This is a genomic window from Paenibacillus cymbidii (genome assembly GCF_004764705.1).
GTDB classification, from domain to species: Bacteria; Bacillota; Bacilli; order Paenibacillales; family NBRC-103111; genus Paenibacillus_AN; species Paenibacillus_AN cymbidii.
In genome coordinates, this window is the sequence record NZ_SHLX01000012.1 from 12,566 (window position 1) to 26,412 (window position 13,847).

Sequence of the window (13,847 nt, forward strand, 5' to 3'; positions counted from 1 at the left end):
CCATGCCAGCTGGGCCGGTTCGGCAGCAAGATGATCCGCAGATTATGAAGGAGGCCTTGCAATGAGCGATTCACCAAGAAACGCCAGGCCGGTTACGGCCGTGATTGTCGGCGCCGGCCACCGCGCCATCCTCTACGCCTCGTACGCCGAGAAGCATCCGGACGAGCTGCGCATCGTTGGCGTCGTCGACCCCGACCCGGTCCGGCTGCAGCGCGCCGGCGAACGTTTTGGCGTGGCGCCCGGGCATTTGTTCGCTTCGCTGGAGGTGTTCACCTCGGCCGGCCGGATCGCCGACGCCGTCATCAACGGCACGATGGACGCCCAGCACGTGCCGACGACGCTGCCGCTGCTTGCGGCGGGGTACGATGTGCTGCTGGAGAAGCCGATCGGCGTCGCGGAGGACGAGGTGATGGAGCTGCACCGTGCGGCGCTGGCGCACGGCCGCAAGGTCATCATTTGCCATGTGCTTCGTTATGCGCCGTTCTATGCGGAAATTCGCAAGCGGGTGCTGGCGGGGGAAATCGGCGACATCATTGCGATGCACACGTCGGAGAACGTCAGCTACCACCATATGGCGATGGGCTTCGTGCGCGGCAAATGGAACCGCAAGGAACGGCAATCGTCGATGCTGATGGCCAAGTGCTGCCACGACCTCGACCTGATCGTCTGGATGAAGGGCGGCATCGATCCCGTGCGCGTCAGCAGCTTCGGGGGAAGGCAGCATTTCCGCCCGGAGATGGCGCCGGAAGGGGCGGGCACGCGCTGCCTGCTGGACTGCAGCATCGAGGAAACGTGCGCTTACTCCGCAAAGAAGCACTACATCGAGCAAGGGCTGTGGGGATTCTACGTCTGGAGCAATCAGCACCTCGGCATTAAGCCCTCGCCGGAGGAGCAACTGGAGCAGCTGCGGACCGACAACCCTTACGGACGCTGCGTCTGGCGCTGCGACAACGACGTCGTCGATCACCAGGCGGTCATCGTGCAGTTCGCCGACGGTGCGACGGCGACGCACAACATGATCGGGGGTACGGCCAAACCTTGCCGCAGCATGCACCTCGTCGGCACGAAAGGGGAAATTCAGGGCGTGATGGAGGAGGGCGAATTCGTCATCCGCAAGCCCGATCCGCGCAAAGGGCATGTTTATGCGGAGGAGCGCGTGGCGACAAACGTTGCCGGCGACATGCACGGCGGAGGCGATTTGCGGCTCGTCGCCGACTTTGTGCGCATGATGCGCGGGCAAGGCATGTCCATCTCCTCGGCGGCGCTGGAGATATCGATTTACGGCCACCTGATCGGCTTTGCCGCCGATCGTTCGATGGAGCGCGGCGAGCAGGTTTTGCTCTCGAAGCTTTGAAGGCGACCGGGTCATGTATTCCGCTGCAAAATATATTTCACGGCTATTGACACGAGAATGCGGCCACAAGTATATTCAATATGTAGTTCACGATACGGAACACGAATTACTATACAGAATTGTGCCGCAAGGTCGTAACCGTCATCAAGCGATTGTCATGCCGATGAAATTGGAATTCGTAGCGTAACGAAAAGCCGGGGCGGGTGAGTTCGCAATGGACAGCAAAGCTGACTACTTTATGCGGCACAAGGATTTTATGGACGTCCGGTTCCTGTTCAAGATGCTCGTGCTGGGCGGACATGAATTAAACAAGTGCTGGCATGACCACGATTACTATCAGCTTGTTTACGTAAGCAAAGGCGCTTGCATGCACCACATGAGCGGCAAGCGTTATGTGGTCGGCAAAGGGGATCTTATCCTTATTCCTCCCTATGCCGCACACAAGTTTTCGACGATCGAGAAGCAGCTGGTCGAGATTGTGCAGTTCGATCTTGTGCCCGAATTCGTCGAAGGGACGCCGGACGATGTGTTCGGTTCCGCCAACCTTCCTTCCGGCATGCCGGTTCTGCGCGACCTGCAGGCGGCGCTGGAAACGAATATCACCAAGCTTTCGATCAATTCGGGAGCCCAGGTTACGCTGGAATCGCTTGTCGACAACATCAGGCGCGAGTACAACGAGCGGGAAAACGGCTACCAGAGCATGATTCGGGCGGACATTATTAAAATGATCGTCTGGATCAACCGGGAAGCGCGACGGATTGTGAAGCAGCAAATGTCTTGCACCGTGCTGAACCGGCGGGATCGCCGTCTGCAGGAGACTATACGCTATATCAACGAGCATTTCTACGACGAGCTGAAGCTGGAGGACATGGCGCGAATGGCCGATCTGGCGACCGGGTATTTCAGCTTTCTGTTCAAACAGGCGACAGGCAAGTCGTTCGTGGAGTATACCAATTACTTGCGCATTCATAAATCGATGCAATTGATCCGCGATTCGGATATGAAGATCATCGACATCTTCATGTCGGTCGGGTTCAATCACATCGGCCATTTCAATCGCATGTTTCGCAAAATTACCGGCGTCACGCCGTCGCAATTCCGCAAGCAATTCGAGCGGGGCGCCGAGGAGGACGTCATGTAGAAGTCGACGGAATGCAAGAACGCCTTGAAACAGGCGCCTTCATCCCCATATGGGATGCGGGCGTCTTTTATTTTTTCGCGTTAACTGTCCCCGGCAGGGGATTGCGAAATAAGCCGCCTTTTATGGCCTATTTTGTCCCCGGCCGAAATCGATTCAAGTTCGAAAAAAAGGAGAGTGTCTTCTCACGATCGGGCATGAAGCCGGCTCGGGGCAAAGCTATAATAAAGACTGACAGCACCGAGCAATCGGTCTCGAAAAGGGGCTCATGCGATGAATGCGGAGAAAAGTGGGAACAACGTATTGGCCGGCAACGCGAAAATGGTTTCCCGCCGTGACACGGAGCGGGAGGTGCGCAGCTGGATCGAACGCAACCGGACGTTGATCGCCGATACGGTTTCCGATCTGATTCGGATTCCATCGGTTAATCACGGGTTGACCGGAGATGAACAAAACTGCCAGCTGCATGTCGCCGGGATGCTGCGGGAACTGGGACTGCGAGTGGATGTATTCACTCCCGACGAGGTCGAAGGACTGGCGCGGCATCCGGCCTATTATCCCGGCAAAAATTATGCGGATCGGCCCAATGTCGTCGGCATTTGGTCCGGCGCGGGGAACGGGAGATCGCTGCTCTTCTCTTCCCATGCGGATACCGCAGTGGCGGCGACCGATTGGATCCGCGATCCGTGGCGGCCGGAGCGGGAGGGGGATCGGTTGTACGGTCTCGGCTCCTTCGATATGAAAGCCGGATTGGCGGCTTCCGCATTGGCGGTGCGATGCCTGAAGGAACTGGGCGTGCGCCCGCTCGGCGACGTCATCGTCGAATCGGTCGTCGACGAGGAGTTCGGCGGCGCCAACGGTACGCTCGCTGCGCGAGCGAGAGGCTATCAGGCGGACGGGGCCGTCATCCCCGAACCGACGAACATGGCCGTCTGCACCGCGACCAGGGGCGGGGCGCTGTGGAAGGCGGCATTTGCCGGCACCGGCGGCATGTCCTTCAGCGGGGAGACGGTGCACAATCCCGTCATCGATGCGGCGCAGTTCATCGTGTTCCTGCACTGGTACGAACAAACGAGGAATGCCGCCCGGCCCGTCCACCCGTCGTATGCGGATTCGCCCGAGCTTCCGGTCATCGTGACGCGCGTCATGGCCGGCGATCTTTCGGCGCCGATCTGCGATTCCGGTCCGGTAACCTGTACGGTCGAGTTTTGGGCGGAATGTCATCCCGGGTTGACGGAGCAACAATTCAAGGAAGAACTGGCGCAGCGTTTCAGCGAATGGTCGTCAGCCCAAAACGGGCCAAAAACGGCGTTTCCCGAACTGACCGGGATGATCCGGTTTCTTCCTGGAGCCGAAACGCCTTCCGATTCGCCGCTGACCGCCGTTCTGGCGCAAGCGGTCGGCCGCGCGACGGGCAGCGAGGCAATTGTCCGCGGGGCGCCGTTTGCCTGCGACGCCTTTGTGTTCAATCTGTACAGCCCGACACCGGCCGTTGTGCTCGGGCCGCGGGGCGCAAACGCACATGCGCCGGACGAGTACGTGGAGCTTTCCTCGCTTGGGGAACTGGTCGAAGCTTACGCTTTGGCGATCATGGACTGGTGCGGGTACGACAAACCGGAGCGTTCCTGCTCGGAAGGGTAAGGCATACGGGTGCAAACAAGGAAAGGAGAGAAGATATGCTTCGATTTGCAGAGAAAACGGTGCTGGTCACCGGCGCGGGCAGAGGGATCGGCAAAGCGACGGCGGCCAGGTTTGCCGCCGAAGGCGCTACGGTGTGTCTGGTTTCGCTGGAGGAAGGGGAGCTGCACGATGCGGAGCGGGAGCTGCGCGAAGCGGGCGGGAACGTTCGCTCCTACGCGGCTGACATATCCGATCCGCAGCAGGCAAACGCGGCGATCGACGACGCGATTGCGGCATCGGGACGGATTGACGTGCTGATCAACAACGCCGGCATCGCCTGGGAGGAATCGTTCCTGGACATGAAGCCGGAGCATTGGCGCCGGATGATCGACGTCAATCTGAACGGCATGTTTTACGTGGCGCAGGCAGCGTCCCGGCAGATGGCCGCCCAGGGCGGCGGCGTCATTCTGAATATGGCCTCGACCAACGGACTTGTCGGAGAAGCGCTGTATGCGCATTACAACGCCTCGAAGGGCGGCGTCGTGCTGCTCACGAAAACGATGGCGATCGAGCTTGGCGTTTATGGCATTCGTGTCAACGCGGTATGTCCGGGCTATATTCAGACGCCGATGTCGGAGGCGATCGACAATGAAGAGTTCGTCCAGCAATACATCCGCAATAAAATTCCGCTCGGACGTGTCGGCAAGCCGAACGATGTGGCCGGCGTGTTCGCCTTCCTCGCATCGGACGACGCCGCGTTCATCACCGGCGAAACGATTGTGGTCGATGGCGGACAGCTAGCCATGTGAAGCGGAACTCGATATAACGACGATAAAGGGACGCTGATTCCGGAAAGGATCGTGTCGATACGGCTTCCGTTTTGACCGACATCAAGATCGTCCCCCTGCACGAAAACGGGCGGGGACGCATCTCGATGTCGTTTTTTTATCGGCTGCAAAAATTGCTCATTGTGGCAATGACACGAGGGCGGGTACGATAAGCGCAGATCAGCTGATTCAAAACTGGCGTGGAGGTGGCAACCGGTTATTGGCGAACGCGATATGGCGAAACAGAGGCTTGTATATGCTTGCATTGCCGGGGCTTGCGTATTTTCTCGTATTCAAGTACGTACCGATGTGGGGCGTGCTGATCGCTTTCCAGCAGTATTCCCCTTACCTCGGTTTTCTGAACAGTCCGTGGGTCGGCTTGGAACACTTTCGGCAGTTTTTTGCCCATGACGATTTTATCGTGCTGCTGCGCAATACGATGGGCATCAGCCTGCTTAACCTGGTCTTCTTTTTTCCGCTGCCGATCGTGCTCGCGCTGTTGCTTAACGAAGTGAGGCATGCGTTCTGGCGGCGGATCGTACAGTCGATCGTTTATTTGCCCCATTTTCTGTCGTGGGTCATTATTGTCGGCATTTCCTTTCTGCTGCTGTCGCAAACGGACGGGGCGGTCAATCGGATGCTGGAGACGGCGGGCTGGCCGAAAATCGCTTTTTTGACCGACCCCGATTACTTCTGGCCGCTGCTGACCTTGCAGACGATCTGGAAGGAATGCGGCTGGGGCACGATCATCTTCCTTGCCGCGATTGCCGGCATCAATCCGCAATTGTACGAAGCCGCCCGCATGGACGGAGCGAATCGGCTGCGGCAGGCGCTGCACGTTACCCTGCCCGGCATGCGCAACGTGGTTACGGTGCTGCTGATTTTGCGAATCGGTCAAATCATGGACGTCGGCTTCGAACAGGTGTTTCTGATGATGAATGCCTCCGTATCGCATGTGGCGGATGTCTTTGAAACATACGTCTATCGCGTTGGCGTGCAGCAAGGCCAGTTCAGCTACAGCACCGCGGTCGGTCTGTTCAAATCCGTCGTCGGCTTGCTGCTCGTCTTCGGCGCGAATGTGCTCGCGAAGAAGTTCGGGGAGGAAGGCATTTATTAAGGAGGAGCCCACCCATGACCAAAGGGCCCAGCGACCGGACGTTCCGCGTCCTTAACGGAGCCGCACTTGCTGCGGTATGTCTCGTCACACTGTATCCGCTCCTCTACGTGCTTGCGGTATCGTTCGCAACACCGGAAGAATTCCGCACGAAAGGGATCGTGCTGTTCCCCGAGACATGGACACTGGAGTCGTACCGCTACCTGCTGTCGACAGGGGCGTTCGTTCGGTCGGTCGGCGTCAGCGCATACTTGGCCGTCGTCGGCACCGTCCTCAGCCTGTTGGTTACCGGCGCGCTCGCGTACGCGCTGTCGAAGCGCAAGCTGAAAGGACGCAAAACGTTTCTGCTGCTTATTCTCATCACGATTTTATTCAATCCGGGCATCATTCCGCCTTACTTGCTCGTTCGCGAGCTCGGACTGATCAACAGCCTGTGGTCGATCATCCTGTCGTCGTTGTCGAGCGGCTGGTACGTGTTTTTGATGAAAAGCTTTTACGACAACATCCCGGAAAATGTGGAGGAAGCCGCTACGATCGACGGGTGCGGCGACATCGCGGTATGGCGCAAAATCATTCTGCCGCTGTCGCTGCCGGCCATGGCCGCCTTCGGGTTGTTCTACGCGGTCAGCTACTGGAATTCCTTCTTTCTGGCGGTGCTGTACGTGAACGATTATCACAAGTGGCCGCTGCAGGTGCTGCTGCAGAACATGCTGATCGATTCTTCCACCGCAGGCGGCGAAATGGCCGCCGAGATGAACCGGGAACGAAGCATTCCCGTGCAAACGTTGAAGATGGCCGCCGTCGTCATCTCCACCATTCCGATTCTGCTCGTTTATCCGTTCTTGCAGAAGCATTTCGATAAAGGCGTCATGCTTGGCTCGGTGAAAGAATAAGCCGGCTTGCCCATTCCATAAGATGAAGGAGCTTGTCAATGAACAAAAGACTCGTCGCGGGGTTGTCTTCCGTTCTGACGCTTGCATGTACGATTTCCGCCTGCAGCAGCAGCGATGCCGGGAAGGGCAAGGACGGCGCTGCCGCCGCTTCGCCGGGCGCATCCGCAAAGCAGCAGGCGCCGCTCGCCATCTCGATCATGTCGAAGTTTTATACCGCGGAGCCTCCGGGGCCGGACAACGTCATCGTCAAGGAACTGGAAAAACGCACGAATACGAAGCTGGACATCACCTGGGTGTCCCCTAACAACTACGACGATAAAGTCAATGTGACGATGGCCGGCGGCGACATGCCGGAGCTGCTGCTCGTATCCGATCCGTTCGCCCCGCAAGTGAGGAGCATGGCCGAACAGGGAGCGTTCTGGAATTTGACCCCTTATCTGAAGGATTACAAAAACCTGATGAGCTTCCCGGAGGATACGTGGAACAACACGAAAATGGCCGACGGCGGCAATTACGGCATCCCGCGCGTTCGCCCGGTAGAGGGAGGCAGCAACGTCCATTTTCGCAAAGATTGGCTCGACAAGCTGAACCTGAAACTGCCGGAAACGATCGACGACGTATACAAAGTGTGGAAAGCGTTCGCGCAAAACGATCCGGACGGCAACGGCAAAAACGACACCTACGGCTTTGCCGGAGCGGTCAACGTCGGCAGCCTGGGTGCGTTTGCCTGGATCGAAAATGTGTTTACGGGCAATAACGGGCCGTGGAAGGTGCAGGACGGCAAGTTGATCAACGTCAATTTGGAAAAAGATATCCGCGATGCGCTCGTATGGATGGCGAATTTGTACAAAGAGAAGATCATCCCCGAGGAGTTTGCCGTCATGAAGGAGAGCCAGGCGAACGATTTGATCTTTGCCGGCCGCGTCGGGTCGTCGATGGATACGGTGGAAGGAACGTGGGAGGACATTACCGAGGTGCGGAAAGTAAAGCCGGACGCCGATTTCGCGATCGCCCCCTCCATCGCGGGGCCGTACGGGCCGTATATCGCAAGAGACAGCGGGTATTTCGGCATGTTCGTCATACCGAAGAAGGTGCCGGAAAACAAAATGAAACAATTGCTTGCGTTCATGGATTACGGCGCTTCGGAGGAAGGCTCCGATTTGGCCAACTACGGCCTGAAGGGGGTCCACTACAACGAGGAGAACGGCGTGAAGGTGGCGACGGATCAAGCGATCAAGGATATTGTCGGGCAGCAGGCGATGGGCCAAATTTTGCTCAAGTACGATAAGTATTTGCGCGCCTACCGCACCGGCATGCCGGCGAACGTGTTCCAGCAATACAAAAAAGTAATCGACGACAGCGCCAAAGTGAGCAAGCCGAACCCTTCGGTCGGCCTGTTCTCGGAAACGTACGTGAAGCTGGGCAGCGAATACAACAAAAAATGGAACGACCTCAAAATTAAAGTCATCATGGGTTCGGAACCGATCGCATCATGGGACAGCTACGTCACCCAATTGAAGACGGACAAGGATTTTCAGAAAATGACGAGCGAAATGAATGATGCGTACCAGAAACGGATGAAAAAATAAGGCGGAGGAACCGGAACATGCGGAAACTGCTCAGAACGTTCGGCAAGTGGTACGACATCTCGTTCATCAGACGGCGGTTGTATTGGCGCACGTTGACGATCGTGTTGTTGACCGCCACGTTTCCGACGACACTCGTTGCCGTCAGCACCTACTATTTGGGTAAAAGCAAAATCGAGGCGGAGGCGAACCGGACCAACGTTCTGAGGTTTCAGCATGTAAGCAACGGGATTACGGATAAAATCGGTCAACTCGAGCTGTTCGTCAGCCGTTGGGCGTTCAGCCCGATGTTCGACGAAAAGCTGCGCAATTTCGACCTGCACATGCAAATCGACCAGATCAAGGATTTGATGCAATCGCTCTATATGATCAGCGACTCCAATCCGCTGGTAGCCAACATTCGGCTGTATCTCGACGCGCCTGCGGTGCTGCTGTCGGGCGATCAAGGCTTGACGGCGGTGCCCGAAACCGAGCGCAGCCGGCTTCATTCGCTGTTGTTCCAACCGACGGGCTTGTTCTGGGAATACGGCCTGACGGATCGTTCCAAGGCGGGGGACACTCCCCCCGCCGTTTCCTTCGTTGCCAAGCTGCCGTGGTACGATGTGCGGCCTTACGGCGCGATCATCGTCGATCTGAACATGGCGGAGCTGCAAACGGCGATTGCCCAGATGAATCCGGACGGGCTCGGCGTATCGATGATTTTGCGGGCGGACGGGGAAAGGCTGACGGCGGCAGGGAAAGCCGGCGCCGAGGATTCGCCGCTCGAATCGGCGCTGCGCCGCGAAATGACGCAGGCGGCCGGAAGCTCGGGCACGTTCCGCTTCCGCTACGACGGGAACGAATACGACGCCTATTATGCCCGGTTGCCGCGGGTAGGCTGGACCTATGTCGCCACCGTGCCGTTGACCGCGTTGACGGAGTCCGTTGCCGAAACTTCGCGATGGACCATCGCCGTCAGCTTGCTTGTGATGGCGGCGGCGCTCGTCATTTCCCTGCTCGCCTCGCGCACGATGTACCGGCCGATCCGATACGTCATGCAGCTTTTGGCCGGGGGAAGGGCAACCGTGTCGGCGTCGGCGGACTCTACGGACGAAATCCGCTTCATCGAGCGGCAGTGGTTGCATTTTGCCCGGGAAAGCTCGATTCTGCAGTCGCGTCTGGAAGATCAGCTGCCGCTGCTGCGGGAAGTGTTTCTGTTCCAGCTTATCCACGGGCACTATTATTACTTGTCCGAAACGGAATTGCACAACCGCATGACGCAATACGGCTGGGATGTGGACCGCAAGCTGTACGTCGCCATGATCGTCGAGCTGTCCGGCTATTCGAATTTGGCGGGCCGGTTTGCGGAAGGAGACGAGCAGCTGGTGACGTTTGCGGCGGCGAACATTGCCGGCGAATTGGCCGCAACGAAGTTCGCGCAGACGGAAATCGTCAACTTTCAGGATCTGTCGGTCGGAGTGATCGCGATCTTCGAGCGGCAGGGCGATCCGCTGCAGCTTCGGAGCGAATGTCTGCAATTCGCCGGCGAGTTGGCCGATTCCCTGCATCGGCTGCTGCGCATGAACATCGCCATCGTAATCGCCAGGCTCCAGGATGAAATCAAACAGCTGCCGGAAGTGTTCAAGGAATCCAGGCATGCGCTGCAATACCGGGATGTGCAGGCCACTACGCAATTGCTCGATATGGAGGAGCTCGTTCCGCAAGGAACGCATGCGGTGGATTATCCGTTCGAGACGGAGAAGGCGGTCATCCAGGCGATGCGGATGGGGCTTGAGGACAATGCGGCGCAAACGATCGGGCAGTTTGCCGACGACTTGCGGCGCACGGCGGCCACCGCCGCCCAACTGCAGCAAGGAATGATCCAGCTGCTTGGCAATTTGCTGAATGCGATGCGGCTGCTCGGCTTCAACCCGTTTCAGCTGTACGAAGGAAACAATTTGCACGAGCAGCTGATCCAATTGAAGGAACCGGCGGAGATGGTCCGATGGTTTCGGCATAAAGTGATCACGCCCTTCATGGGGGAGCTGCATAACGCAAGAGATGTGCAAACCAGGCTGATGGTGGAACGGGTCATCCGCACGATCGAAACCCGGTATATGACCGATCTTTCGCTCGAAGCGTGCGCCGAATGGCACGGCACCAGTCCGTACTCGCTCAGCAAGGCGTTCAAGCTGGTGACCGGCGTCAATTTTATCGACTACGTGACCAGGATCAGAATCGACACCGCGAAGCAGCTGCTGCTGGACACGAGTCTGACGATCAACGAAATTGCCCGGCGCGTCGGCTACCAGCCGCCCCACTTGATTCGCACGTTCAAAAAATATGAAAGAATGACGCCCGGTCAGTATCGCGGCAACCGTTCGGAAAGCGAGTGAAACGAAATGGATGCGGAGAGCGTTTACCGGCACGAGGAGTTTATGGAGCAAGAGTTTCCGGTTTCCTTCCACATTTTGCGGCATCATGAACTGAACGTTCGGAAGCACGCCCACGACTACATCCAGCTGATCTATGTGAACAAGGGAGCCTGCACCCATCATCTGCAATCGCACAAGTACACGATTATGAAAGGGGATCTGCTGTACATTCCGCCGTATGTTTCCCATGCGTTCGCGCCGATTGCCGGGCGGGAGACCGAGATCGTGCAGCTGGATTTTACGATGCGGCTGCTCGGCGGAATCGCAGAAGCGGGCGGAGCGGAAGGGGCGGACGGGAACGGGGACGCGGAAGGAGATGTCCTGGAAGCGTTCGACCTTGGCAAACCGAAAATTACCGTCGACGTCCGGACGCAATTCGAGCTGGAGCACACGCTTGCCTTGATCGGTCGGGAGCTTGCGGAACGGCGTCCCGGATTCCGCCAGATCGTCAAGGCCGAGCTGGTCAAGCTGCTGCTTTACGTCGGCCGGGAAATCGGCTTCGGCGGCGAAGGCGGCAGCGTTGCGGCAGGGATTCGCCCGCGCCGCCATCGCAAGCTGAAAGAAGCGATCGTTTACGTCAATCAGCATTATACCGAGGAGCTGAAGCTGAGCGACATTTCGCGCATGGCGGGACTTGCGACCGGCTATTTCTGCGTGCTGTTCAAACAAACGACCGGGCAAACGTTCGTCGACTATGTCAATCATTTGCGCATTAGGTTGTCGATGCGGCTGATCCGCGAATCCGATATGAAGATCATCGATATTTTCCTGTCGGCCGGGTTCAATCATATCGGGCATTTCAATCGCATGTTTCGCAAAATGACCGGCGTTACGCCGTCGCAGTACCGCAGGCTGGCGGAAGGGCGTTAGTCGCGGAACAAGTTGGCGGGGATATGAAAATGAGCGCAGTTTGTATGCGAAATGCGTTGGAACGGAGCGCGCAACAGCATTACGATCAAAGACAGCAATTGATTAGTCAAAAAAAGGGGGCGTGAGCGTGAGTACGGTTCGTCTGACGATGGCGCAGGCGCTGCTGCGCTTTCTCGATCGGCAGTATGTACGCTTCGACGGGCGGGAAATCAAGCTCGTGCAAGGCGTCATGGGCATCTTCGGCCACGGCAATGTGATGGGAATCGGCGAAGCGCTGGAGCACGACGCCGGGGAACTGACGTTCATCCAGGGGAAAAACGAGCAGGGCATGGTCCATGCGGCTGCCGCCTTCGCCAAGCAGCGCAACCGGCTGCAACTGTTCGCCTGCACGTCTTCGGTCGGGCCGGGCGCGCTCAACATGGTGACGGCGGCGGCGACGGCGACCGCCAACCGGCTGCCGGTGCTGCTGCTGCCGGGCGACAATTTCGCCAGCCGACAGCCGGACCCGGCGCTGCAGCAGCTGGAGATGCCGCACGATTACACCGTGGCGGCAACCGACGCATTTCGTGCGGTCAGCAAGTATTGGGACCGCATCGTGCGGCCGGAGCAGCTGATGACGGCGGCGCTGCAGGCGATGCGGGTGCTGACCGATCCGGCCGAGACGGGGGCGGTGACGCTGGCGCTACCGCAGGACGTGCAGGCCGAAGCGTACGACTACCCGGCGTCCTTCTTCGCCAGGCGCGTGCACGAGATCGAACGGCGGTTGCCGGGCGAAGAGGCGCTGCGCCGGGCGGCGGCGTGCATGCGCGGCAAGCGCCGGCCGCTCCTGATCGCCGGCGGCGGCGTGCTTTATTCCGGCGCGGAGCGGGAGCTGGCGGCATTCGCCGAAACGTTCGGCATCCCCGTCGCCGAGACGCAGGCGGGCAAAGGCGCGCTGCCCTGGGATCACCCGCTGCAGGCGGGGGCGATCGGCGTCACCGGTTCGGCGGCGGCCAATCGGCTGGCGCAGGAGGCCGATCTGATCATCGGCGTCGGCACGCGGTATTCCGATTTCACGACGGCGTCGAAGTGGCTGTTCCGGCAGGAAAACGCGGCCTTCGTCAATATCAACGTAAACGCGCTGGACGCGATGAAGCTGGACGGCTTGCGCGTCGTCGGCGATGCCCGGGAGACGCTGCGGCACTTGCGGAGCGAACTGGAGCGCGCGGGCTACCGGTCCGGCTACGCGGACGGGGAAATCGCGCTGCTTGCGGGGCAATGGCGCGAGGAGTGCGACCGGCTGTACGGGATCGAACATCCGGAAGGGTTGGCGCAGACGACGGCGCTCGGCGTCGTCAACCGGTTCGTCTCCGCCCGCGCCGTCGTCGTGAACGCGGCGGGCAGTCTGCCGGGCGATCTGCACCGGCTGTGGCGCTGCGCGGAGCCGAAGACGTACCACATGGAGTACGGCTTCTCCTGCATGGGCTACGAGGTGGCCGGCGCATTCGGCGCCGCTCTTGCCGAGCCGGAGCGGGACGTATACGCCATTGTCGGCGACGGCAGCTACCTGATGCTGCACTCGGAGCTGCTGACCAGCTTGCAGGAAGGCGTGAAGCTGACGGTGCTGCTGTTCGACAATCACGGCTTCCAGTGCATCCATCAGCTGCAGCGGGCGAACGGGAGCGCCGGCTTCGGCAACGAATTCCGCTTCCGCGAACGAACGCCGAGCGGGCGGTTGACGAGCGGCCGCATGCCGATCGATTATGCCGCCCATGCCGCCAGCATGGGCGCCCGGACGTACCGGGCGACAACCGCCCGCGAGCTGCAGGAGGCGCTCGAGATGGCGAAGCGGGATCCGGTGTCCGTTCTGATCGACATCAAGGTCGTGCCCGGCACGAATACGGGCGGCTACGATTCGTGGTGGCATGTCGGAGTGCCGAAAGTGTCGAACGGGGAACAGGTCGCGGAAGCGGGGCGACGAATGGACGACCGGCTGCGGGAAGCGAAGGCGTATTAGGGGGCAGGCAAGCCCCGGCTTCGCGGCCGGCGGGC

At 59.2% G+C, this 13,847-nt stretch carries 10 protein-coding genes; all 10 read left to right on the forward strand.

Annotated elements, in window-relative coordinates; translation table 11 throughout:
- Positions 1-61: 61 nt before the first annotated feature.
- Complete coding sequence (locus EXY20_RS17520) at positions 62-1,354, forward strand: Gfo/Idh/MocA family protein (protein ID WP_135553396.1); 1,293 nt, start codon at positions 62-64, stop codon at positions 1,352-1,354.
- A 214-nt stretch (positions 1,355-1,568) separates the two neighbouring features.
- Complete coding sequence (locus EXY20_RS17525; RefSeq protein ID WP_135553397.1) at positions 1,569-2,495, forward strand: AraC family transcriptional regulator; 927 nt, start codon at positions 1,569-1,571, stop codon at positions 2,493-2,495.
- 270 nt (positions 2,496-2,765) lie between these two features.
- Positions 2,766-4,133 (forward strand): M20/M25/M40 family metallo-hydrolase, encoded by a 1,368-nt coding sequence (locus tag EXY20_RS17530; RefSeq protein WP_135553398.1) that lies wholly within the window; start codon positions 2,766-2,768, stop codon positions 4,131-4,133.
- A 35-nt stretch (positions 4,134-4,168) separates the two neighbouring features.
- Positions 4,169-4,921, forward strand: a complete 753-nt coding sequence (locus EXY20_RS17535; protein WP_135553399.1) for an SDR family NAD(P)-dependent oxidoreductase — start codon at positions 4,169-4,171, stop codon at positions 4,919-4,921.
- A gap of 274 nt (positions 4,922-5,195) precedes the next feature.
- Positions 5,196-6,056, forward strand: coding sequence for an ABC transporter permease (locus EXY20_RS17540; RefSeq protein WP_135553400.1), 861 nt, complete (start codon positions 5,196-5,198; stop codon positions 6,054-6,056).
- 14 nt (positions 6,057-6,070) lie between these two features.
- Positions 6,071-6,946 (forward strand): carbohydrate ABC transporter permease, encoded by an 876-nt coding sequence (locus EXY20_RS17545; protein ID WP_135553401.1) that lies wholly within the window; start codon positions 6,071-6,073, stop codon positions 6,944-6,946.
- Between the two features lie 38 nt (positions 6,947-6,984).
- Entirely contained in the window at positions 6,985-8,535 is a 1,551-nt protein-coding gene (locus tag EXY20_RS17550; RefSeq protein ID WP_135553402.1) for a type 2 periplasmic-binding domain-containing protein, read from the forward strand.
- A gap of 17 nt (positions 8,536-8,552) precedes the next feature.
- Positions 8,553-10,907: an AraC family transcriptional regulator gene (locus EXY20_RS17555; RefSeq protein WP_135553403.1), complete on the forward strand. Its 2,355-nt coding sequence runs from the start codon at positions 8,553-8,555 to the stop codon at positions 10,905-10,907.
- A gap of 6 nt (positions 10,908-10,913) precedes the next feature.
- Positions 10,914-11,816, forward strand: coding sequence for a helix-turn-helix domain-containing protein (locus EXY20_RS17560; protein WP_135553404.1), 903 nt, complete (start codon positions 10,914-10,916; stop codon positions 11,814-11,816).
- Between the two features lie 127 nt (positions 11,817-11,943).
- Positions 11,944-13,812, forward strand: coding sequence for a 3D-(3,5/4)-trihydroxycyclohexane-1,2-dione acylhydrolase (decyclizing) (gene iolD / locus EXY20_RS17565; RefSeq protein WP_135553405.1), 1,869 nt, complete (start codon positions 11,944-11,946; stop codon positions 13,810-13,812).
- The last annotated feature ends 35 nt before the right edge of the window (positions 13,813-13,847 follow it).

What these genes read in the sequence shown, in the direction of transcription:
- EXY20_RS17520 (WP_135553396.1), top strand. Translation starts at nt 62, where the DNA reads ATGAGCGATTCACCAAGAAACGCCAGGCCGGTTACGGCCGTGATTGTC.
- EXY20_RS17535 (WP_135553399.1), top strand. Translation starts at nt 4,169, where the DNA reads ATGCTTCGATTTGCAGAGAAAACGGTGCTGGTCACCGGCGCGGGCAGA.
- EXY20_RS17525 (WP_135553397.1), top strand. Translation starts at nt 1,569, where the DNA reads ATGGACAGCAAAGCTGACTACTTTATGCGGCACAAGGATTTTATGGAC.
- EXY20_RS17540 (WP_135553400.1), top strand. Translation starts at nt 5,196, where the DNA reads ATGCTTGCATTGCCGGGGCTTGCGTATTTTCTCGTATTCAAGTACGTA.
- EXY20_RS17545 (WP_135553401.1), top strand. Translation starts at nt 6,071, where the DNA reads ATGACCAAAGGGCCCAGCGACCGGACGTTCCGCGTCCTTAACGGAGCC.
- EXY20_RS17560 (WP_135553404.1), top strand. Translation starts at nt 10,914, where the DNA reads ATGGATGCGGAGAGCGTTTACCGGCACGAGGAGTTTATGGAGCAAGAG.
- EXY20_RS17530 (WP_135553398.1), top strand. Translation starts at nt 2,766, where the DNA reads ATGAATGCGGAGAAAAGTGGGAACAACGTATTGGCCGGCAACGCGAAA.
- EXY20_RS17550 (WP_135553402.1), top strand. Translation starts at nt 6,985, where the DNA reads ATGAACAAAAGACTCGTCGCGGGGTTGTCTTCCGTTCTGACGCTTGCA.
- EXY20_RS17555 (WP_135553403.1), top strand. Translation starts at nt 8,553, where the DNA reads ATGCGGAAACTGCTCAGAACGTTCGGCAAGTGGTACGACATCTCGTTC.